Origin of the sequence: Streptosporangium sp. NPDC050284 (assembly GCF_044459525.1) — a bacterium.
Taxonomy (GTDB): domain Bacteria; phylum Actinomycetota; class Actinomycetes; order Streptosporangiales; family Streptosporangiaceae; genus Streptosporangium.
On sequence record NZ_JBITIZ010000020.1, the window covers coordinates 32,971 to 53,869 of the forward strand.

17 protein-coding genes are annotated in these 20,899 nt (G+C 71.8%); 8 read left to right on the forward strand and 9 right to left on the reverse strand.

Annotated features, from left to right (window positions below; translation table 11 throughout):
• Positions 1-2: 2 nt before the first annotated feature.
• The 3 genes from ACIBH4_RS33900 to ACIBH4_RS33910 all read right to left on the reverse strand — a co-directional run bounded on the left by ACIBH4_RS33900 (position 3) and on the right by ACIBH4_RS33910 (position 2,777).
• Entirely contained in the window at positions 3-1,388 is a 1,386-nt protein-coding gene (locus ACIBH4_RS33900) for a molybdopterin cofactor-binding domain-containing protein (protein ID WP_362518751.1), read from the reverse strand.
• Positions 1,385-1,903, reverse strand: a complete 519-nt coding sequence (locus tag ACIBH4_RS33905) for a (2Fe-2S)-binding protein (protein WP_362518756.1) — start codon at positions 1,901-1,903, stop codon at positions 1,385-1,387. Before ACIBH4_RS33905 ends, ACIBH4_RS33900 begins: the two co-directional genes overlap by 4 nt.
• 70 nt (positions 1,904-1,973) lie before the next feature.
• Complete coding sequence (locus tag ACIBH4_RS33910) at positions 1,974-2,777, reverse strand: FAD binding domain-containing protein (RefSeq protein WP_362518759.1); 804 nt, start codon at positions 2,775-2,777, stop codon at positions 1,974-1,976.
• A 127-nt stretch (positions 2,778-2,904) separates the two neighbouring features.
• Between ACIBH4_RS33910 and ACIBH4_RS33915 the strand changes: the two genes are divergently transcribed.
• Together ACIBH4_RS33915 and ACIBH4_RS33920 are read left to right on the forward strand one after the other, a co-directional pair.
• Positions 2,905-3,582: a GntR family transcriptional regulator gene (locus ACIBH4_RS33915; protein WP_362518763.1), complete on the forward strand. Its 678-nt coding sequence runs from the start codon at positions 2,905-2,907 to the stop codon at positions 3,580-3,582.
• Positions 3,583-3,806: 224 nt separating this feature from the next.
• On the forward strand, positions 3,807-4,067 hold the full coding sequence (locus ACIBH4_RS33920; RefSeq protein ID WP_362518767.1) for a hypothetical protein: 261 nt from the start codon (positions 3,807-3,809) through the stop codon (positions 4,065-4,067).
• 197 nt (positions 4,068-4,264) lie between these two features.
• Here the strand turns inward: ACIBH4_RS33920 and ACIBH4_RS33925 are convergent, their stop codons facing one another.
• The 3 genes from ACIBH4_RS33925 to sigJ form a co-directional block, all read right to left on the reverse strand.
• Entirely contained in the window at positions 4,265-4,420 is a 156-nt protein-coding gene (locus ACIBH4_RS33925; RefSeq protein ID WP_362518772.1) for a hypothetical protein, read from the reverse strand.
• A 304-nt stretch (positions 4,421-4,724) separates the two neighbouring features.
• Positions 4,725-5,189, reverse strand: a complete 465-nt coding sequence (locus tag ACIBH4_RS33930) for a carboxymuconolactone decarboxylase family protein (protein WP_362518775.1) — start codon at positions 5,187-5,189, stop codon at positions 4,725-4,727.
• Positions 5,186-6,079 carry an RNA polymerase sigma factor SigJ gene (gene sigJ, locus ACIBH4_RS33935; protein ID WP_362768987.1) on the reverse strand — a complete coding sequence of 298 codons (894 nt, stop codon included), beginning with the start codon at positions 6,077-6,079 and terminating at the stop codon, positions 5,186-5,188. The genes ACIBH4_RS33930 and sigJ overlap by 4 nt, the downstream gene beginning before the upstream one ends.
• Positions 6,080-6,153: 74 nt before the next feature.
• Here sigJ and ACIBH4_RS33940 point away from each other — a divergent pair, with 74 nt between their 5' ends.
• The 3 genes from ACIBH4_RS33940 (at position 6,154) to sthA (ending at position 11,884) form a co-directional block, all read left to right on the forward strand.
• Positions 6,154-9,696, forward strand: coding sequence for a serine/threonine-protein kinase (locus ACIBH4_RS33940; protein WP_362768989.1), 3,543 nt, complete (start codon positions 6,154-6,156; stop codon positions 9,694-9,696).
• 225 nt (positions 9,697-9,921) lie between these two features.
• Complete coding sequence (locus tag ACIBH4_RS33945) at positions 9,922-10,167, forward strand: hypothetical protein (RefSeq protein ID WP_362518789.1); 246 nt, start codon at positions 9,922-9,924, stop codon at positions 10,165-10,167.
• 313 nt (positions 10,168-10,480) lie between these two features.
• A complete protein-coding gene (gene sthA, locus ACIBH4_RS33950) occupies positions 10,481-11,884 on the forward strand; it encodes a Si-specific NAD(P)(+) transhydrogenase (RefSeq protein WP_362518792.1) in 1,404 nt (467 codons plus the stop codon).
• A 135-nt stretch (positions 11,885-12,019) separates the two neighbouring features.
• On the opposite strand, the gene ACIBH4_RS33955 is transcribed toward sthA, so the two are convergent.
• Entirely contained in the window at positions 12,020-12,733 is a 714-nt protein-coding gene (locus ACIBH4_RS33955) for an NAD(P)-binding domain-containing protein (RefSeq protein WP_362518797.1), read from the reverse strand.
• Positions 12,734-12,774: 41 nt separating this feature from the next.
• Between ACIBH4_RS33955 and ACIBH4_RS33960 the strand changes: the two genes are divergently transcribed.
• Positions 12,775-13,122 (forward strand): helix-turn-helix domain-containing protein, encoded by a 348-nt coding sequence (locus ACIBH4_RS33960; protein ID WP_362518802.1) that lies wholly within the window; start codon positions 12,775-12,777, stop codon positions 13,120-13,122.
• A 118-nt stretch (positions 13,123-13,240) separates the two neighbouring features.
• On the opposite strand, the gene ACIBH4_RS33965 is transcribed toward ACIBH4_RS33960, so the two are convergent.
• Both ACIBH4_RS33965 and ACIBH4_RS33970 read right to left on the reverse strand, forming a co-directional pair.
• Positions 13,241-14,026, reverse strand: coding sequence for a DoxX family protein (locus tag ACIBH4_RS33965; RefSeq protein ID WP_362518806.1), 786 nt, complete (start codon positions 14,024-14,026; stop codon positions 13,241-13,243).
• A gap of 79 nt (positions 14,027-14,105) precedes the next feature.
• Positions 14,106-15,653: an MFS transporter gene (locus tag ACIBH4_RS33970; RefSeq protein WP_362518809.1), complete on the reverse strand. Its 1,548-nt coding sequence runs from the start codon at positions 15,651-15,653 to the stop codon at positions 14,106-14,108.
• Between the two features lie 471 nt (positions 15,654-16,124).
• On the opposite strand from ACIBH4_RS33970, the gene ACIBH4_RS33975 reads away from it, so the two are divergent.
• Positions 16,125-17,954, forward strand: a complete 1,830-nt coding sequence (locus ACIBH4_RS33975; RefSeq protein ID WP_362518812.1) for a tetratricopeptide repeat protein — start codon at positions 16,125-16,127, stop codon at positions 17,952-17,954.
• Between the two features lie 494 nt (positions 17,955-18,448).
• Positions 18,449-20,815, forward strand: coding sequence for an AAA family ATPase (locus ACIBH4_RS33980; protein ID WP_362518815.1), 2,367 nt, complete (start codon positions 18,449-18,451; stop codon positions 20,813-20,815).
• Positions 20,816-20,899: the final 84 nt, after the last annotated feature.

Genomic DNA, 20,899 nt, shown 5'->3' on the forward strand with positions numbered 1-20,899 from the left:
GCCTACAGCCCCTCTCGTGTCGTCGAGGACATCCGGCGGTACGCCTCGGGCAGTTCGTGCCCGGACATCTCCGCGGCCTTCTGGATCACTTCGACCAGTGCCGTGCCCTCGGCGACCTTGCGGTGGGCCTTGAGGTCGCCGTCGCGATAGGCGTTGAGCAGGCGCAGCCGCAGCGGGTCCATCGAAAGGGCCCTCGCGATCCGGTCCATCTGCGACTCCAGCGCGAAGTCGCCGATGGTCACGCCGAACCCGCGCATCGCGCTGGAGGGCGTGCGGTTGGTGAACACGCAGTGGCAGTCGGCCCACACGTTCGGGATCGAGTACGGTCCCGGCAGGTGGGCCGCGGCCTTGGTGGTGCCGTACGGGGTGTGCCGTGCGTAGGCGCCTGAGTCGACGTACAGCGTGACCTTGCGGCCGATGATCCGGCCGTCGCCCATCACGGCGTCCTTGATGTAGATGCGCTCGGCGGCGCGCGGCGAGGAGACCTGCATCTCCTCGTACCTGCCGTAGACGAACTTGACCGGGCGACCGGTCGTCATGGCGGCCACGCACGCGACCGGCTCGACGACGACGTCGACCTTGCCGCCGAAGCCTCCGCCGACCGTCCCGCCGACGATGCGCAGCTTGTTGAACGGGGTCTGGAGGATGAGCGCGGTGTTGTCGAGGGTGAAGAAGCACGCCTGGGTGTCGGAGTGGATGCGCAACCGGCCGTCCGCCTGCGGGACCACCACGCAGCCGGTGGTCTCGGCGGGAGCCTGCTCGATCGGCGCGGACTCGTAGCGCCACTCGAAGACGTGGTCGGCCTGCGCGAACGCCCTCTCCACGTCGCCGAACCGGATCCGCCGGCAGTGGTGTCCCTCGTACGTGAAGAAGTTGCGGCCGTGGTACTCGTTGACCAGTGGCGCCCCCTCCGCCAGGGCCTCCTCGACGTCGAAGACCGCGGGCAGGTCCTCGTAGTCGACCCTGATCCTGGCCACGCCCTCCAGGGCCGCGGCCTCGGACTCGGCGACCACCGCGCAGATCGGCTCGCCGAGGTAGCGGACCTTGTCCACGGCGAGGATCGGCTCGTCGTCCGGCCCGACGCCGATCAGCTTCAGCGGGGTGTAGAGGTTGTTCGGGATGTCGGCGTGGGTGAGGATCCGGGTGACGCCGGGCACTTCGAGGGCGCCGGTCAGGTCGACGCCCCTGATCCTGGCGTGGTGGCGGGCCGAACGGTGCATCTTCAGGTGCAGCATCCCCGGCGGGGCGACGTCCTCGAAGAACTCGGTCCTGCCGGTGACGTGCCCCAGCGCGTCGGAGCGCTGGACGACCGAGCCGATGACGGTGAAGTCGTCCTCGCGCTCGGCGGCGAATGAGCCCTTGTCGATGGGGGCGAGCCGGTAGGTCATCGCGACACCGTCTCTTCCGAGGCCGGTACCGGCTTCTGGGACTCCCCGCGCCTGCGTCTGGCCGCGTCCAGGATGGCGATCATGATGGGCTGGTAGCCGGTGCACCTGCAGACGTTGCCCGAGATCGCCTCGGCCACGTCCTCCTGGCTCGGATCCGGGTCGCGGTCCAGCAGGGCCTCGGCGACCATGATCATGCCCGCTGTGCAGAAGCCGCACTGGGTGGCGAAGTTGTCGACGAAGGCGCTCTGCACCTCGTCGAGGTCTCCGCCCGCGGCCACCCCCTCAAGGGTGCGGACCGAGGCTCCCGAGACCGTTTCCACGGCGATCAGGCACGCCGTCACCGGCCGGTCGTCGACGAGCACGGTGCAGGTGCCGCAGCTTCCCTGCGCGCAGCCGCGCTTGGCCGCGGTGAGCCCCAGCGAGTCGCGCAGGACCGCCAGGAGTGTGGTGCCCGGTTTGGCGATGAACTCCCGGGACTCGCCGTTGACGACGAGCGAGACGATCTGTGACGACATTGTCCGGCCCTTTCTGGGGGTGGGCGGGCTTTTCAGGAGGTGAGGGGTACTGGTGGACGCGGTGGGACCGCTAGCCGGTGAAGGCCCGGCGCAGGTGCACGGGCAGGACACGCGCCCGGTACCAGGCACTGGCGTAGGCGTCGTCGAAGGGGGCCACGTCGGAGCGGGCGGCCTCTCCGGCCTCGGTCAGGACCTCGGGGCTCAGCGGGCGGCCCAGCAGCAGCCGCTCGGCCGAGACCGCGCGTACCGGGCGCGGGGCGACGCCGCCGAGGGCGATCGTGGTCGAGGTCACCACGCCGTCCTCGGTCCGGGTCACGGACGCGACGGTCACGATGGAGGCCGAGTTCAGCCTGCGGCGCATGGCCTTGTGGTAGTACCAGGTTCCCGGTTCCGGCAGTGCCGTCACCACCGCCGTGACGAACTCGCCGTGGCCGACTCCCGAGGTGAGCACGTCGGCCACCGGGGCCTCGCGCCGCCCGCCGGGACCTGCGATCTCGCACACCGCGTCGAGGGCGAGCAGGCAGACGGCGAGGTCGCCGTACGGCTGCGCGACGAACAGGTTGCCGCCCACGGTCGCCAGGTTGCGGATCGTGGGGGAGGCGATGCTGCGCATCGCCGGGCGCAGGAAACCGAGGCCGGGATGCTCCTCGACGGAGGACAGGGGGGCCGCCGCGCCGATCCTGGCCAGGCCGTCGCGGACCTCGATCCCCGCGAGTCCGGCCCGGCGCAGGCTGATCAGCTCGCTCCCGGGCGCGGCTCCGCCGCTGACCAACGGCATCACGACGGTGCCGCCGCCCATGATCTGGCCGCCCCTCGCCGAGTGGACCGCCACGGCCTCCGCGGACTCGGGCACGTGGACTGCCTGGATCATCATGTCCGGCCCCCTGCGTTACGAATGGGTTAATTATCGATAATTGATTATCGGCACCGTAAGCTGGGTGTCGTCCCGGAGTCAAGAGGAGATCGATGAGCGAGAATCGATGCTCGGTAGGATGCGCTCCATGACCGAGGAGCCCTCCAAGCTGCCGAGGCTGACGTTGTCGCGGCAGATCCGCGACTCACTGGTCAGCCGGATCGTCTCCGGCCGGCTCGGACCCGGTGAGCGGCTGGTGGAGACGCGCCTCGCGGCGACGTACGGCACGAGCCAGGCCCCCGTCCGCGAGGCGCTGCGCGAGCTGGAGGTCATGCGGCTGGTGGAGACCCAGCCACGAAGGGGCACCTTCGTGCGGCCCTTCGTCCACGAGACGCTCAGGGAGAGCTACGTCGTGCGGGCCGCGCTGGAGGAGACGGCGATCCGCCTGGCCCTGCTCGCCGGGACCGTCCCGCTGGAGGCGCTCACATCGGACGTGGAGGCGATGCGCGCCGCCGCCGCGGAAGGTGACGGCGAGACGTCCATGCGAGCGAGCGTGTCCTTCCACCGGCGCATCGTCGAGGCCTCTCGCAACGAGCTGCTCAGGCTCTCCTGGGAGGGGCTGCAGATCGAGGCGCGCACCTCGGTCACGATGCTCGCGACCGGCGTGAACCTCGACGAGATCGCCCGCGACCACGCCGAGCTGCTCGCGGTGATCGAGCGCGGCGACCTGGAGACGGCCTGCAAACACGCCCGCGACCACCAGTGGCACTACGCCGACCTCCCGCACGACGCCCACGGCCGGGTCCGCGACACCGCCGCCGGCTGAGTCCCCGCGCGTTCGAGGCGTGCACGGTTGGAACCCGGCGACCGGGGTAGCCGGGCTGGGCTGTCGTCATCACCGGCCGGAACGGCAGGAACCCGACCCTTGTGAGAGGTCGGCGCCCGTCGCGGACGAACGGCGAGGTCGCACGCGGTGCGTTGAGCCGCTCGACCCCACCGCCGGGGCCGGGATGCGAGGGACGCGGATACGGTTCGAGGAAAGGTGAGATCGTGACGAGCAACTCCGGACAGACCGGCTCCGAGGCGGCGTCGGCCGCGGCCAGGACGCTGACCGATCCCAACGCGACCGAGGAGGAGAAGGCCGCTGCCGCCAGCGCGCTGTCGCAGGCCCCGGAGAGCCAGGGGGAGACCGGTTCCGAGGCGGCGTCGGCCTCGTCCAGAACGCTGTCGGACCCTGAGCGGGGCGACGCGGAGAAGTCCGCCGCGGCGAGCGCGCTGTCGCAGACGCCGGAGGACCCCGAAGGGAAGTAGTGATCGAGGCTTCCCGGAGACCACCTCCGGGCAACTTCCCGGCGAAAGGCCTTTCCCCGTGCGGGCGGACGCGCGGGGAAAGCCCTCGTCCAGGGCGAAGGTGCCGACCGGTCCGAACGGGGGAAACGAAGAAAGACCCGCCGTGGCGGGTCTTTCGCGAGGAGGCCGGACGTGGGGTCGTCCGTCGTCGATGGGGGTCAGGCGGCGGACGTGGGACCGCTCGTCCGCGGAAAACGCAGGACGTTGCGGCCCGTGTAGGCGCTGAGGTCGACGACCTTGGCGTCACCGGTCGCGCCACGGCGTGTCACGGAACGAATGTCCCTGATCTTCAGCCGCGCGACATATGGTGGCACGACCACAAGTCTCTTCATTGAGCCCCCCGGCGTGATGGTTCCGTTATGAGAAGTATCTACAGATCGCCGCATAAGGCTGCCGTAAAGACCAGGTCAACAGGGGTGCCCTGAGGGAGGTCGCGGATCCAGGCCCGGGGTGCGGGCGGGGCGGCACCGGATGATCCGAGTGGGTCGCCGCATGATCCGTCCCCTTCCCTGGCTCGCCGTGCTCCGCGTCCTGTGACACCGATCCGCCGGACGCTCACGCGTCCGGCTCGCACGGGCAACCGTGCGAGCCAAACCTAGTGCGCCCCACCCCTCCCGATCAACCGCTTTGGCTACGCAGAGTCCCCGGAACGGCGCGGGTGGTGACGACGATCCGGTTCCACGCGTTGATCGTCGAGATCGTCACGACCAGCGCGGCCAGTACCTCGGGCTCGTAGTGCCTGGCGGCCTCCTCCCACACAGCGTCCGGCACCCTCTCACCGTGGACGGCGAGCAGGGTGGCCTCCTCGGCCAGGGCGAGGGCCGCCCGCTCGGCGTCACTGAAGAAGGGCGCCTCCCGCCAGGCCACCACGGAGAACAGCCGCTCGTCACTCTCCCCGGCCGCCTTGGCGTCGTGGGCGTGCATGTCGACGCAGAAGGCGCAGCCGTTGATCTGGCTGACCCGTATCTTGACCAGTTCCTTCGTGGCGTAGGGCAGCCCGCTGCCGGCCAGGTATTTCTCCAGCCCCTGCATGGCCCGGTAGGCATCGGGGGCGAGTTCGCTGATGTTCATCCGCTGCTTCATCGGACGCTCCTTAGTTTCTCCGGGTTTCTCACGATGTCGATCCCGGTGATCCGGCCCTCGGAGACGGTCAGCCCGTAGACGGCGAGCCCGCCCTCCGACGTTCGCAACAGCCCGGCCCGGCCGTTGACCGTGGTCACGGCCAGCCTGTCGGCGCGGCCGATCCTCCTGGCGATGCCGAGCAGGAAGCGGGCGACCCGCTCGGAGCCGTGGACAGGACGCCTCGCCGCCCCCACCACCCCGCCGCCGTCGCTGCGCAGCACCACGTCGGGATCGAGCAGCGTCATCAGCGTGTCGATGTCACCGTCGCCGTCCCCGCCTCGGATGACCTGCGCGAACGCCTCGACCACCCTGCGGTGCTCGGCCTCGTCGACCTCGAAGCGGGGCGCCCGCGCCGCGACGTGCCCCCGGGCGCGGGCGGCGAGTTGCCGGCACGCGGCGGCCGAGCGCCCGACCGCGCGCGCGACCTCCCCGAACGGCAGCCCGAACACGTCGTGCAGGACGAAGGCGGTGCGTTCGGCGGGGCTGAGCGACTCCAGCACCACCAGCATCGCCATGCTCATCGACTCGTCCAGGGTCACCCTGTCGGCGGGGTCGCCCTCGCCGACCACCGGCTCCGGCAGCCACGGCCCGACATACTCCTCGCGCCGTACGCGCGCCGAACGCAGTACGTCCAGCGCGAGTCTCGATACTGTGACCACCAGCCAGCCCGTCACGTCGCCGATCTCCGAACGCTCCGCCCTGCCCAGCCGGAACCAGGCATCCTGGACCACGTCCTCGGCCTCGTCGACGCTGCCGAGCAGGCCGTAGGCCACGCCGACCAGCCGTGGCCGGATGGCATCGAACTCTGCCGCGAGAGCTTCGTCACCGTTCACGTAAGGAGGACGAGACATGTCCCGAGTCTGTGACATCGCCCGAATCTCGCCGTCCTCCGGGGCGTCCAATCCACCGGAGAACGGAGCGTGAGTTGAGTACGGCACTTATCGACGGTGACCCGCAGCGGCTGGGCGGCTACTGGCTGGCCGGGCGGCTGGGCGCGGGCGGCCAGGGCGTGGTCTACGAGGCGTACGACGCCGAGGGCACGCGCGTCGCGGTGAAGGTCCTGCACGGTGACGCGGGGACCGACCCCGAGCTGCGCGACCGGTTCGGCCGCGAGGCCGCCGCCGCCCGCCGGGTGGCCTCCTTCTGCACGGCGGGCGTGCTGGACGCCGATCTCGACGGGCCCAGGCCGTACATCGTCAGCGAGTACGTGGAAGGGCCCAGCCTGCGCAGGGCCGTCGCCGAGGGGCGCCGCTTCACCGGGGGTGACCTGCACCGTCTCGCGACCGCGATCGCCACCGCGCTCACCGCCGTCCACGAGGCGGGGGTCGTCCACCGCGACCTGAAACCCGACAACGTGCTGCTCGGCCCAGACGGCCCGCGGGTGATCGACTTCGGCGTCGCCCGCACCGAGGACATGTCGCTGACCGCGACCGGCATGGTGGCGGGCACCCCGACCTACATGGCCCCCGAGATCTTCATGGGCCTGCGCGCGACCGCGGCCGTCGACGTCTTCGCCTGGGGCGGGATCATGGTCTTCGCCGCGACGGGCGCCGACCCGTTCCGGGCGGAGAGTTTGGGCGGGGTCATGCACCGCGTGCTGTCGGTGCAGCCCCAGCTGGACATGCTTCCCGAGCACCTGCGGCCGTTCGTCGCGGCCTCGCTCGCCAAGGACCCCGAGTCCAGGCCAACCGCGAGGGACCTGCTGCTCGCCCTGGTCAGCGGCGACAGGGCCTTCGACACCCCGAGGCTGCTCGCGGTGGGCAGCGACGCCGGGTCCCAGATCCGTGCGACCTCGACGGACCCCGCGCTCGGCACCCTCGCCGAGGACGCCTACGCCGCGCTCGGCCCCGCCGAGCGGGAGCTCGCCCCCGAGATCTTCCTGCGGCTGGTCACCGTGACCGACGACGACCAGCTCGTCGTACGCCGTGCGCAGTGGGGCGAGCTTCTCGACGGGCGCGAGGAGGGGGAGGCCGCCGCCGTACGGCGCCTGGTGGAGGTCTTCGCGTACCTGCTGGCTCACGACGACCGGGAGATCTGGCTGTCGCGGCCCGCGCTGCCGCAGGCCTGGCCCAGGCTGCGCGGGTGGGTCCAGGCCAACCTGGACGGCCTGGCCGTGCACCGGGGCATCCTCACCGCCGCACGGCGCTGGCAGGTTCAGGGACGCAGGGACGGAGACCTGTTCCAGGGCGGCAGCCTGGAGAACGCGATGCGCTGGGCGGCCACCGGGCGCCGCAACATCACGCTCAGCCCGGTCGAGCGTGACTTCCTGGAGGCCGGTGCCGCTCTCACCCGGCACCGGGCACGCAGGGGCAGGGTGCTCTCCGGCACGCTGGCCGTGCTGCTCGTCGTCGCGCTGGCCGCCGGGGCGTTCGCCGTGTGGCAGGGCAGGGTGGCCGACGCGCGCAGCGCCGTCATCGCCTCCCAGCGCGACCAGGCGACGGCCGCCAGGCTCGCCGCGACGGCCGACACGCTCCGCAGCTCGGAGCCGGTCACGGCGATGCTGCTCAGCGTGGCCGCCTGGAGGCTGGCCCCGGTGACCGAGGCGAGGGCGAGCCTGACCGGATCACTGACCCAGCGGGAGTCCGCCGCCTTCCACGACCCGGCCACGGGGATACAGACCCTCAGGGCGCTGAGCGCCGACGGGCGCACGCTCGTCAGCGTGAGCGACGGCGAGGTGCGTGTCTGGGACGTGCGGACCGGCAGGCGCGCCGGGGGCTTCGCCGGGATCGGCGGCGACCTGCGCGGGATCGCGTTGAGCCCGCGAGGCGGCCGGCTCGCCGTGATCAGCGGCCTGAGGCTGAGGATCTGGGACATGCGGACCGGCAGGCCGACGGGCGCCGCCATGGAGGTCCAGGGCAGGAACGCGGGCGGCGACACCACCGCGTCCTTCGGGCAGTCGGAGGACTGGCTCATGGTCGGGCAGGGGGAGGGGTTCATCGTCTGGAACGTCGTGACCGGCCAGAGGCACTCCCCGGTCGTGGGAGCCATCGGCAGCGACATCTCGGCGGACGGGCGCGGGTTCGCGACCGCCGACCTCAACGGCGATGTGTCGGCCTTCACCCTCGACGGTCTGCGCAAGGTTCCGCTGGGGAGCCGCTGCAACGTCTGCGGGCGGAGAAGTTTGGCCTACAGCCCCGACGGCGCGACCATCGCCTTCGCCAAGGGCAGGACCGTCGAGCTACGCGACGCGTCCACCGGGGTGAAGCTGGACAGGCTCTTCGAGGAGGGGGCGACCGGCGAAATCGTCTTCAGTCCCGACGGGCGCTTCCTGGCCACGGCGGTCGACACGGCCCTGCGGCTCTGGCGGGTCGAGGACGGCAGGCTGCTGCTCACCCAGAGGATCGACGCCTACGACCCGGTGGTGGCCTTCGACCCGGACGGGCGCACCCTGCGCTACCTCGCGGAGGACTCGGTGACGAGCCTCGACGTCTCCGCGCTGACCAGGCCCGTCACGCTGAAGGGCCCGGGGACCCGCTGGGCGGCATTCAGCCCAGGCGGGCGGTTCCTCGCCTCCAGGGCGGACGGGGCGAGCGAGGTCGTGATCCGGGACGTCCGCCGTCGCGCACGCGTGGGCTCGCTGAAGATCGGACCCGGCGGTGCGGACAACTACTTCGCGATGCTCTTCAGCGCCGACGGTGGGCGGCTGGTGGTCAACAACGGTGGGGAGAGCTCCCGGCTGACCGTCTGGGACACCTCCACCTTCAAGCGGATCACCACCGTCACCCTCGCCCGCGACGGCCAGGTGCCCGCCGTGGCGATCAGTGCCGACGGCACCGCTGTGGCCTCGTACACCCTTTACTACGACTCCGGGGTGGAGCCGGAGGGGGAGATCCACGTCTGGGACGTGCCCAGCGGCCGGCTCCGCTGGTCGCGGCCCCAGGGCATCGCCGACGGGTTGGTGTTCACCCCGGACGGCAGGGCGCTCGCGGTCGTGGGCGGTGAGCACCGGTTGCTGGACGCGGGCACCGGCGAGCCGTTCGGAGACACCTACGGCTCGCCCACCGCGAGCATCCCGGCGATCGCGCTCGCCTTCGACCGGAAGGGTGACCGCTTCGCCGTCGCCGACCAGGTGGGACGGATCTCGGTGCTGGAGACCCGGGGCAGGAAGCGGGTGGGCGCCGTGATCCGGGGCGGATCGGGAACGGGGGCCAACCTGACGTACTCGCCCCGCGGTGACCTCATCGCCGCGGCGGTGACCGCGCGGTCGGTGGGGATATGGGACGTCGAGACCGGGCGCCGCCTCGGCCAGCCGATCGTCGCCCAGACCGGCGACCTGCGGGCGCTGACGTTCAGCCCCGACGGTGCCCGGCTGATCGCCGTCGACGAGGCCGGCACCCTGAGCGAGTATCCGGTCGAGCCGCAGGCGGTGACGCGGGCGGTCTGCGAGCGTGCGGGCCGCACCCTGTCGCGCGAGGAGTGGCGCACCTACCTGGGGGAGCTGGCCTACCGGGACGTCTGTCCCGCCTGAAGCCTGAAGAGGGTCTTCTCAGAGCGCGTCGCGGACCGTACGAGATCGGTAGGGAGCCGGTCGTGGGCGGCCCGGGGCGGCCGGTGCGGAGGTTTCGGCGATGCCTGTCATGCCTGTGGTGTCGCGCCTCGCCCGCGAGGACGGTCGCGGCGACACGGGTTGTCTGACCTGCGGATACCTGGGTAGGACCCTCACCGGAAAAGCCACGAGTTTTCGGGGGGAAACATGGCGACCTGTGAAATGTGCGGAAACGACTATGACATGAGCTTCGAGGTGCACGCTCAGGGCACGGTGCACGTCTTCGACAGCTTCGAGTGCGCGATCCAGCGGATGGCGCCGATCTGCGAGCACTGCGGGGTCCGCATCGTCGGGCACGGCGTCGAGGCCGACCGGCGCTGGTTCTGCTGCGCCCACTGCGCGCGCAAGGAGGGGGCGGACAGGATCGTCGACAGGGTCGGCGCGCAGGTGTGAGTCGCGAGAGGTCGGCGACGCGTCACGATCCCGGTCGGCGTGCCGTGACGGTTTGTGATGCTCTATGACGGTGCGTGGCGCCACGCGGTGACGGTGCCGTCGCGGCTCGGGTTCGACGCGCGGTGACGGCGGGTGACGACGGGCGCCGCCGCGCCGCGGTCCCGGTCCGGCGCGCGGTGACGGCGCGTACCGCTCCGCGGACGCTGGGGATATTACAGTCGCACGGCGGTGTGAGGCGGTATTAACGAGACTGCCATGATCTGGTATTCCGTGAGTCTGGCTGAGACCGTCTCCTGCCTGCACACTGGGGCCTATGAGGGATTTTGATGTCCTTGTTCTTGGTTCCGGGCCGGGTGGACAGAAAGCCGCGATCGCCGCGGCGAAACTCGAACGGCGTGTCGCGCTCGTCGAGCGGCGCAACATGCTCGGCGGGGTGTGCATCAACACCGGCACCATCCCCTCCAAGACGCTGCGTGAGGCCGTGCTGCACCTGACCGGTCTCAACCAGCGGGGTATGTACGGCCAGAGCTACCGGGTGAAGGACGAGATCACCGCGGCGGACCTGGGGATCCGCACCCAGCACGTGATCGGCCGGGAGATCGACGTGATCCGCAGCCAGCTGTCGCGCAACCACGTGACGATGCTCAACGGGCACGGCCACTTCGTGGATCCGCACACGGTCGGCGTCGTCGACGAGCACGGCCACGAGACCAAGGTCACCGCCGACAAGATCGTCATCGCCACGGGCACCAGGCCCGCCCGTCCCGACACCGTGGAGTTCGACGGCCACACCATCATCGACTCGGACGGCATCCTGCAACTGCAGGACATCCCGGACTCGATGGTGGTCGTGGGAGCCGGGGTGATCGGCATCGAGTACGCCTCCATGTTCGCCGCCCTGGGCACCAAGGTGACCGTGGTCGAGCGCCGCGACCGGATGCTCGACTTCTGCGACCTGGAGATCGTCGAGGCGCTCAAGTACCACCTGCGCGACCTGGCGGTGACCTTCCGCTTCGGCGAGACCGTCGCCGCGGTGGAGCGCCGCTCCCGGGGCGCGCTGACCGTGCTGGAGAGCGGCAAGCGGATCCCCGCCGAGACGGTGATGTACTCGGCCGGACGCCACGGCATGACCGACGAACTCGCCCTGGGGGCCGCGGAGCTGGCCGCCGACGCCCGGGGACGCATCCAGGTCGACGAGCACTACCGCACCGCCGTGCCGCACATCTACGCCGTCGGTGACGTCATCGGGTTTCCCTCGCTAGCGGCCACCTCCATGGAGCAGGGCCGCATCGCCGCCCACCACGCCTGCGGCGAGCCGCTGGGCGGCATCCACCACCTGCAGCCGATCGGCATCTACACCATCCCCGAGATCAGCTTCATCGGCCCCACCGAGGACGAGCTGACCGCCTCCCACGTCCCCTTCGAGGTCGGCATCGCCCGTTACCGCGAGCTGGCCAGGGGCCAGATCATCGGCGACACGTACGGCATGCTGAAGCTCCTGGTCTCCCCGGAGACCCGCGCCCTGCTCGGTGTGCACGTCTTCGGCACCGGCGCCACCGAGCTCATCCACATCGGCCAGGCCGTCATGGGCTGCGGTGGCACCATCGACTATCTGGTCGACGCCGTCTTCAACTACCCCACCCTCGCCGAGTCCTACAAGGTCGCCGCACTGGACGCCATGAACAAACTCCGCCGCGTGGCCCGTTTCGAGATCTGATCGGTCGGAATCGGTCGCGGGGGAGCGCGACGAGGCCGAGCGAGGGACGCGGGTCGCCCGGGCGCCGTGCTCCTCACCGTGCTTCCCATCAGGCGGGAATGTCGCGCTTCCCGATGGCGATCGGTTCGATCGCGGTCAGCCGGGGTCGCCGAAGGCGTACCTCAGGGGTGGCAGCACCGCCCGGGCGTCCGCGCCGCCGACCCACAGGCCGATCATGAACGCCGCGGTCGCCTCCAGCAGACCCGCGCGTTCCAGACCGCCGCCGTCGACGGGCTCGCATCCGAGATCGGTGACGAGGGAGCGTACGGCGGCCAGCGCGGCGGGGTCGTCGCCGCAGAGAGGCACCGCGAGCGGGACGCCGTCGAAGGCGGGCGGCGTCATCCGCCAGACGTCCTCGTGGCACAGGTTGAACGCCTTGACGACGTGTGCGCCGGTGCTTTCCGCGACACGTCGCGCCATCGAGGGACCGCCCTCGGTGGCGAGGGTGAAGCGTCCCTGGACGACGGGGTTGACGCAGTCGGCGAGTACCCGTCCGTCCAGCGTCCCCCGTGCGGCTCCTGCGGACTCCAGGACCTCGGTCACGGCGTAGTCTCGAACGGCGAGCAGCGTCACTTCGCCAAAAACGGCCGCCTCCTCCCAGGTCCCCGCCCGCGCGGTGGGCCCGAGCCTGCCCGCCAGGGCGGCGGCCTTGGCCGGGTCCCGGCCGCTCACCGTCAGTTCGTGGCCCTCGCGGACCCAGTGCGTTCCGAGCGCATCCGCCATGCGGCCCGCCCCGAGGATGCCGATGCGCATCCGTCCTCCCCTGCTCGACTGCTGGTGTGGGACGAAGGTAGAGAATTCATCGGGCACCGTTCGGTGCGTAACGTCTCGGAGAGACTGGAGGACCCGGCGTGTTCCTCGCCGACTGCCGTGCCCGGCTCGCCTTCGACCTGATCGGCAATACCTGGAACGCCGTCGTCGTCTGGGCGCTGCGCGCCGGTCCCCGGCGTCCCGGCGAGCTGCGCGAGGAGATCGGCGGGATCAGCGCGAAGGTGCTCACCGAGACCCTGCGCAGGCTGGAGTACAACGGCCTCGTCTCCCGCAGGGTCTACGCCGAGGCGCCGCCCAGGGTCGAGTACGAGCTCACCGACCTGGGCCGGACGCTGGTTCCGCTGATCGGGGCGTTCGGCGAGTGGGCCTTCGAGCACGGCGACGAGGTCCTCGACGCCCAGGACCGTGCCGAGGGTCTCACCGGGTGACGCTGTGACGGTCCGCGCGAGAGGAACGGCCGGGCATGACGGCAGGGAACGTCCGCGGCCGATGGAGGATCGCCGAGGACCTCGGAGGTCCGGACGGGTGACCGGGCGCCCGGGTTGTTCAGCTCCCCGTGGAGGGCCGCTCCTTCTTCCCGGCCACGAGGGTGTCGGAGGTCTTGCCCGGCGCGGGGGGCCCGGCCGGTGTGGGCACGGTCGTGGGGGTCGCCGGGGGTGTGGACGTCGCGGCGCCGGACGGAGGCTTGCGGGTGCGCGTACGAGGACGGGGGGTGGCGGGAAACTCCGCGGTGTCCGTGGTGCTCTCCGTGGTGCTCTCCGAGGTGGATCCCCCCGGCTCCGAGGCGGGCGGGGATCCCTCGTCGGGCTTCTTCCCCGAGGTGGGCCGGGCGAGGGCGGGCGCCGCATGGGTCTCGGGCTCGCGCAGCGAGGCGATGACGTCGTCGGCCTCGTTCTCGGCGGCGAAGTCCTCGGCGGCCTCGGCCTCACGGCGCTTGATCACCACCATGTGGTCGACCGAGAGGCGGCCCGCGCCGCCGACCGCGAGCAGGATGGAGGCGGCGCCAAGGGCCACGATCAGCTTGGCGTCGCCACCGGTGAGCGGCAGGCCCACCTCGCCGCTGGCCAGGATGAACACGGCGAGAGCCTCGGCGAACAGCAGCAGCCCGCAGGCGGACACGGCGAGCCCTGCGACCAGCAGCGCGCCGCCGATGAGTTCCGTGAGCATGGTGGTCGCGGCCCACACGTAGGGCCCGGAGGCGCCCAGGCTCGTGAACTGCTCGGCGGTGGCGTTCAGGCCCGCTTCGAGCTTGTGCCAGCCGTTGGCGAAGAAGATCCCGCCCACGCCAAGTCTGGCGGCCAGGGAAGCAAGATCATGAAGGGTTTGTCGCACGGTTCCTCATTCTGGTTAGATTCCCCGTTCCTGCCCATGCTTGACCGATAGATGACCGAGCGGAGGCCGCCCAAACCCCTCACGAGAGGTCGTCCCCCTCTTCGCGGACAGGGCGGCGGGGCACCAGGAGTGTCACGGCCAGAGCGGTGGCGGCGAGCAGGAACACGCTCACCGCCACCGTCGTGTGCAGGCCGGAGACGAACGCGACACGGGCCGCGTCGAGCAGGGCGTCTCCCACACCACCGCCGATCTCCCGCGCCACGTGCGCGGCGGAGGCGAGTGACTGGCGGGCCTGCTCCATCATCGCGGGCGCGACGCCGTGGACCAGGGGCAGCGAGGGGGCGTACACGGCCGTGGTGATCGTGCCGAGCACCGCGACGCCGAGCCCGGCGCCCAGCTCGTAGGCGGTCTCCTCGATCGCGGCGGCGCCGCCCGCGTGGGATTCGGGGGCGGAGGACATGATCGTGTCGGAGGCGGCGAGCAGGGTGACCTGGATGCCGAAGCCGATGCCGATGAAACAGAGCGTGAGGGCCACCGGATGTCCCTCGGTGTGCCAGGTCAGGGTGGGGGCGAGGGAGAGGGCGGTCAGTGCCAGCCCGCCGCCCATCGTGGCGCGCAGCCCGAACCAGCGCAGCAGCCGTGCCCCGGCCAGACCGCCCACGATCGCGGCGATCATGAGGGGGAGCATCCGTACGGCCGCCTGGATCGGGCTGTGACCCAGGACCAGCTGGAGATACTGGGCGAGCATGAGCTGCAGCCCGACCAGGGCGAAGACCGTGAGCAGCACGCCGCCCACCCCCGCGCAGAAGGCCCGCCTCCGGAACAGGCTCAGGTCCAGCAACGGGACGGCGAGTGAGCGCTGCCTGCGGACGAACCACACCAGCAGCCAGACCCCGCCCAGGAACGCCACCACCCCGCCCGGATGCCCGGCCCCCGCCTCCTTCAGGCCGAAGGCCACCCCGAGGATGCCCAGCACCGACAGCGCCGCGCTGAGCGTGTCCCACGGCTGACCGGTGCGCCTGCGGGACTCGGGCAGGATCCTGGCCGCGGCGGGCAGCAGGACCAGCAGGATGGGGACGTTGATCAGGAAGACGGCGCCCCACCAGAAGTGTTCGACGAGCACCCCGCCGATGATCGGGCCGACCGCGGCCCCGGCAGCGGCCACCGCGCTCCACACGCCCAGCGCGATCGCCCGCTCGTGCCGGTCGGTGAAGACCTGCCGGATGATGGAGAGGGTGGCGGGCATGATCATCGCTCCGCCCAGGCCGAGCAGCGCGCGTGCGGAGATCAGCGCGAGCGGGGTCGGCGCGAACGCCGCCGCGGCCGAGGCGACACCGAAGACCAGGTATCCGGCGAGCACCAGGCGCTTGCGTCCGTAGCGGTCACCGAGCGTGCCGAAGGTGAGCAGCAGTGGCGCGACCATCAGCGAGTAGACGTCGATGATCCACAACAGCTCCACGGAGGACGGCTCAAGGGCGGCCGTCAGCGCCGGTACCGCGATGTGCAGCACCGTGGCGTCCACCGTGATCAGCAGCAGACTGAAGCAGAGGATGGCGAGGACCGACCACCGGCCGGCCCCTGATGCCCGTGGGTCGCCGTCCGCGCGCCTGGCCATGACGGTGGTCATGAGCCGCTCAGGATCTGTCGGCCTGGACGAACATGCGTCGCAGCTTAGGCGAAGCCGGGCAGTGCCCGGGGCTGCATTGGGCGATTGATTCACAGGGGAATGTCCGTTTTGTGCCCTGGGTGGGGCGGTGTTCGGCGGTTCTCGGGCCACTGTGAGCGACCTCTCTAGAGAGATACAGGCATATACCGCCATCTAGGCAAAATGTGATCTCGCACCGACCATGGCGATCGTGGGGAGCCAGCGCGAGGCCCGTGAGCCGCCGTGGTGAGCGGGCCCGGTGGGGATGATCCCGCCTCGATCCCGCCACCGCGGGACCCCGTCGGTTCCCGGTCAGGGAACGCCCCCGGCCGGGTTCCTGTCCCTCCGGAAGATCGCGTCGGTTCCCGGTCAGGGAACGCCTCCGGCCGGGTCCCCGTGTCGCCGCAGGACCTCCATGGCTCCCGGTCAGGAAACGACCTCGCCTCGGGACCTGTGCCGCCGCCCCGGGATCCCGCCGACCCCCGGCAGTGGTGCGCGGTGGCCGCCGCGTGGCTGGGCCATGACCGGCCCGAGGCCGCGCTGGAGGCCGCACGCAAGGCGCTGGACCTCGACCCCAGGTCCGAGTCCGGCGCCGACTGGGGATACCGCCTCGCGAGCCTCGCGTTCGAGCGGCTCGGCCGCGACGCGGAGGCCGTGGCCGCGGCCGAGGAGGCCGTACGCCTCGCACCGGGCTCCTGGGCCGCGCGAATGCGGCTGGGGGCCGCGCTGCGCAGGGTGCCGGGACGCTGGCGCGAGTCGCGGGCGCAGGCGGCGAGGGCCGTGCGCTACGCGCCGGAGGAGCCGGACCCGCACGTTCTCGCCGGTGACCTCGCGCTGCTGCGGGGTGAGTACGCCTCCGCGGAGGCCGCCTACCGCGAGGCGCTGCGCCTGCTGCCCGGCCACCCGGGCGCGAGGGTGAACCTCGGCCTGGCCCGGCTGCGCTGGGAGCACCCGCGCGCCCACCACGACCCCGCCTGGCCGGTCGACCCCCGCGAGACCGGCCGGGCCAGACGTGCCCTGGCGACATGGTCGCGGCAGATCCGGACCCTGCTCGCCGTCGCCCTCGTCGCGGTCTGCGCGACGGAGTTCGGGTTCGGCCTGGCCTCCGTGGCGAGGGTCGGCGGCGGGCTGGTGTTGCTCGCCGTCCTGGCGATCACCCTCAGGCGGGCGCACCGGGTCAGGCTCTGGTCGTACGTGCCGGGCATGCTCGCCCGCGACCTGTGGCTCAGCACGTCGGTCTCGATCACCCTGGTCGCCGTGGCCGCGTACGTCGCGGTCGTCGCCATCCTCCCCGCGGAGATCCCGCCACCCCTTTCCGGCCCGGTGCCGGGCGTACCGGGTGCGCTCTGGGCGAGTCTCGCCGGACTGGTGCTCCTCAACGGGGTGGTGCTGCTCGTCCTGCGCGTCCTCGTCGAGGCGTGGCGCGGGCGGCCTTTCAGGGCGCTGGCCGAGTTCGTCGCCGCGGGTGACGATCGCACGGCCAGACGCGACGTGAACGTGACGCTCTGGCTCGTCGCGGTCAGGGTCTGGTCGGTGCCGGCGGCGGTCGCGGTGGCGGTAATCGTCCTGGACGAGCGGAGCTGGGCACTGGCCGCCCTCGCGGTACCGCTCGCGCTCGGCCGGCTGAGAGTCCGGGTGGGTCTGCCCCTCGGACTCGCCCGCGCGTCGGCCTCCGACCGCGCGCTGGTGGCGGTCCTGGCGCTGTCCGCCTCGGCGTCGATCCTGCTCGGCGTGGCCGGAGCGGCACCGGCTCTCGGGCTCGACCCACTGGGAGAGTGGGCCTGGTGGGCGGGGATCGCACTGCTCGCCGGACCGGTGGCGGTATTCGCCACGAGGTCGGTGCGGGCGTGGTGGCACGGCGCGCCGGGGCCGTGGCGGGCCTCGCTGGTCATGTGCGACGGCTGCGGGAGCCGCCTCCCCGGCGACGCGGGAGCGCCGGTGGGTCTCAGCGGGGAGGTGCGCGCGGCCTTCACCTACGCGCGGGAGGTGGTGCTCGCGTACGCCGATCCCAGCGGTCCGCGCGCGCTCGCCGTCGGTGCGGTCAGCTCGGTCGGCCCGAGCGGCGAGCTGCGCCTGATCGCCGCCTCCGACGCCTGGGAGGCCGCCGAGCGCGATCCCAGGGTGGCGGTCTTCGTCGCCGACCCGCTCGACCGCCGGTTCTGGGCCGAGGTACGGGGCGTCGCCATCGGCGACACCGAGGCCGACCTGCTGAGAATCACTCCCAAGGAGGTCGTGGTCGGCGAGTATCCCGGCCGCCACCAGGGCCGCGCCCGCCGCGGCTGAGAGGTCCTCCCCGGAGCGCGGGACCGCCCTGCGGTGCGCGACGCGGCACGTGCCGGGATCCGGTTCTCCCCGGAGCGCGGGACGCCCTCGCCCGCAACGCGACCCGCGGGCGGCGTCCATGCCGGAACCGGGGCGTTCAAGGGCCGCGCGACCCGCAGGGCGGGGAGCCGTGGACCGTCTTGCCGGGCGGTGACATTTCCCTGCCCGTCCCCGGCGCGCTTCCCCAGGCGGGCGAGCGGCGGGGGCGGCCGGGACCGGGCCGTACCGCCTCGGGGGAACGCGGGCGAGGGTCGCCGCGCGCGGGGCGCGGGGGCGGCACAGGGAGGGGCGTGGCCGGAGGGACGGTGCGGAAAGAGCTTGCTACCTCGAACGTTGGTTTCATCCACTCTCATCCGGATATCTGATCCTGCCCACACGACGGCGTGGCGCGACCCTCAGGCACGCGCAAACGCCCCCTTGTTGCGGTATAACCAGGGGCGGACCGGGGAGGCGTGATGCGGGAATCCAGCAGGGCCCGTCCGGCGGGGCGCGCGGCGGCACGGGATCTGTTCGAGCAGGTTCGGCTGGGCTACTTTCGGCTCTCGCCGCCCCTGCGCAGGCTGATCTACGTCGCGGTGCTGGTCGGAGCGGTCGCGCTGGCGTTCGGACTCGGCTGGTCGGTCCTCAACACGTTCTTCTCCACGCTGGTGCTGCTCGGCTTCGCGGCACTGACCCTGAACTTCCCCCGCGCCGCCGCGACCCTGCTCGTGGTGCTCGGCTGGCTGGGAGGAGTCCTGATCTTCCGGGCCGTCCTCTTCGGCCTGCACTCGCCGATCCCCTCGGCGCTGATGCTCCTCGGCCTCCTGGTCGCAGGGGCCGCCCACCTCATCCGCTGGGTCCCACCGTGGGTGACCACGGTCATGGCACTGGTGCCCGCAGGGCTGACGGCCCTCCTGCTCGGCGTGGTCATCACGGGGTTCGTGCCCGCCGTCGCCATCTGGGCCGCGTACGCCGTGGCGGCCGGGGTGCTGGTCCACCGGTTCCTGCAGGCCCGCCGGGTGCGGGCCGCGCTGGAGGCGGGGGAGCGGCGCCCAGCCGGGCTCCGGGTCCGCGAGGGCGGCCACCCCGCCCCCGCCCAGGGAGCCGGCGAGCGCGACGATCCTCCGCCCATCTCGGTGGAGGAGGCGCTCGGCGAGCTGGACGCCATGATCGGCCTGGCCCCGGTGAAGGAGCAGGTCCGCTCGATCGCCGCCTCGATCGAGGCGGCCAGGCTGCGCAGGGAGGCCGGATACTCCACCGAGCCGCCGATGCGGCACTTCGTGTTCGTCGGCCCTCCGGGCACCGGCAAGACCAGCGTGGCCAGGACCGTCGCGAAGATCTTCTACTCCTTCGGCCTGCTGGAGACCCCCTACGTGGTGGAGGCCCAGCGGGCCGACCTGGTGGGGGAGTTTCTCGGCGCCACCGCGATCAAGACGAACGAGCTGGTCGACCGGGCGCTCGGCGGGGTGCTGTTCGTCGACGAGGCGTACAGCCTGATCAACTCCGGTGACGGCCAGCCCGACAGGTTCGGCACGGAGGCCGTGCAGACGCTGCTCAAGCGGGCCGAGGACGACCGCGACCGGCTGATCGTCATCCTGGCCGGATACGAGAAGGAGATGGGCACCTTCCTGTCGTCCAACCCCGGCCTGTCCAGCCGGTTCTCCAGCAGGGTCCGCTTTCCCAGCTACGCCCCCGACGAGCTGCTCCGCATCACCGAGCTGCTGCAGCGGCGCAGGGGCGACCGGATGGCGCCCGAGGCCGCGTCCGCCCTGCTCGCCCGCTTCGAGGACATCCACCGGCGCGCGATCGTCGACGACCTGGGCAACGCCCGGTTCGTCCGCAGCCTCGTGGAGGCCGTCGCACAGGCCAGGGACGTGCGCGTGGTGGGAGCGGGCGGCGCGCCCACCACCGAGGACCTGGTCACCACGATCGAGGCCGACGTCGTCAAGGCCTTCGACGAGCTCACCGCCCGCTACCGGGGTTACCAGGCGGCCCCCTCCCTTGAGGAGGCGCTCGCCGACCTCGACCGCATGGCGGGGCTGGAACCGGTCAAGCGGCAGGTGCACGCGATCGCCGCGCAGCTCAGGGTGGCCAAGATGCGCGAGGAGCGAGGGCTGCCGACCCCGCCGCAGATGCGGCACTTCGTCTTCGCCGGACCGCCGGGAACCGGTAAGACCAGCGTGGCCCGCATCCTGGGCCGCATCTTCGCCGCGCTCGGCCTGCTCACCCAGCCCGACGTGGTGGAGGCGCAGCGGGCCGACCTGGTCGGCCAGCACCTCGGCGCCACCGCGATCAAGACGAACGAGCTGGTCGACCGGGCGCTCGGCGGGGTGCTGTTCGTCGACGAGGCGTACAGTCTGGTCAACTCCGGCTACAGCGGGGGCGACGCCTTCGGCACCGAGGCCGTGCAGACACTGCTCAAGCGAGCCGAGGACGACCGCGACCGGCTGGTGATCATCCTGGCCGGATACGAGCGGGAGATGAACGTCTTCCTGGCCTCCAACCCGGGCCTGGGCAGCAGGTTCAACCAGCGGGTGCAGTTTCCCTCGTACTCGCCGGGGGAGCTCACCGAGATCGCGGTGCTGCTCGCCGACGAGTCGGGAGACCGGTTCGACGACGACGCCCGCCGCGACCTGGCCGAGGTCTTCACCTGGGTCTGCGACGAGGGCCTGATCGACGGACTCGGCAACGGCAGGTTCGCGCGCTCGCTCTTCGAGCGCGCCGCGATGCGCAGGGACGTCCGCCTCGCCGCCCTCGGCGGAGCCACCGCGAGCGCCGCCGACCTGACCACCATCACCGGTGCCGACCTGCGCGCGGCCGTCGACGAGCTCGCGGGGAAGTGACCTCGGCCCCGCCATCTCCCATCGAGATCCCTCCGATTCGGTACGCTGTGCAGCCCGTCGGTCGCCGAGTGTAGCAAGATGGTC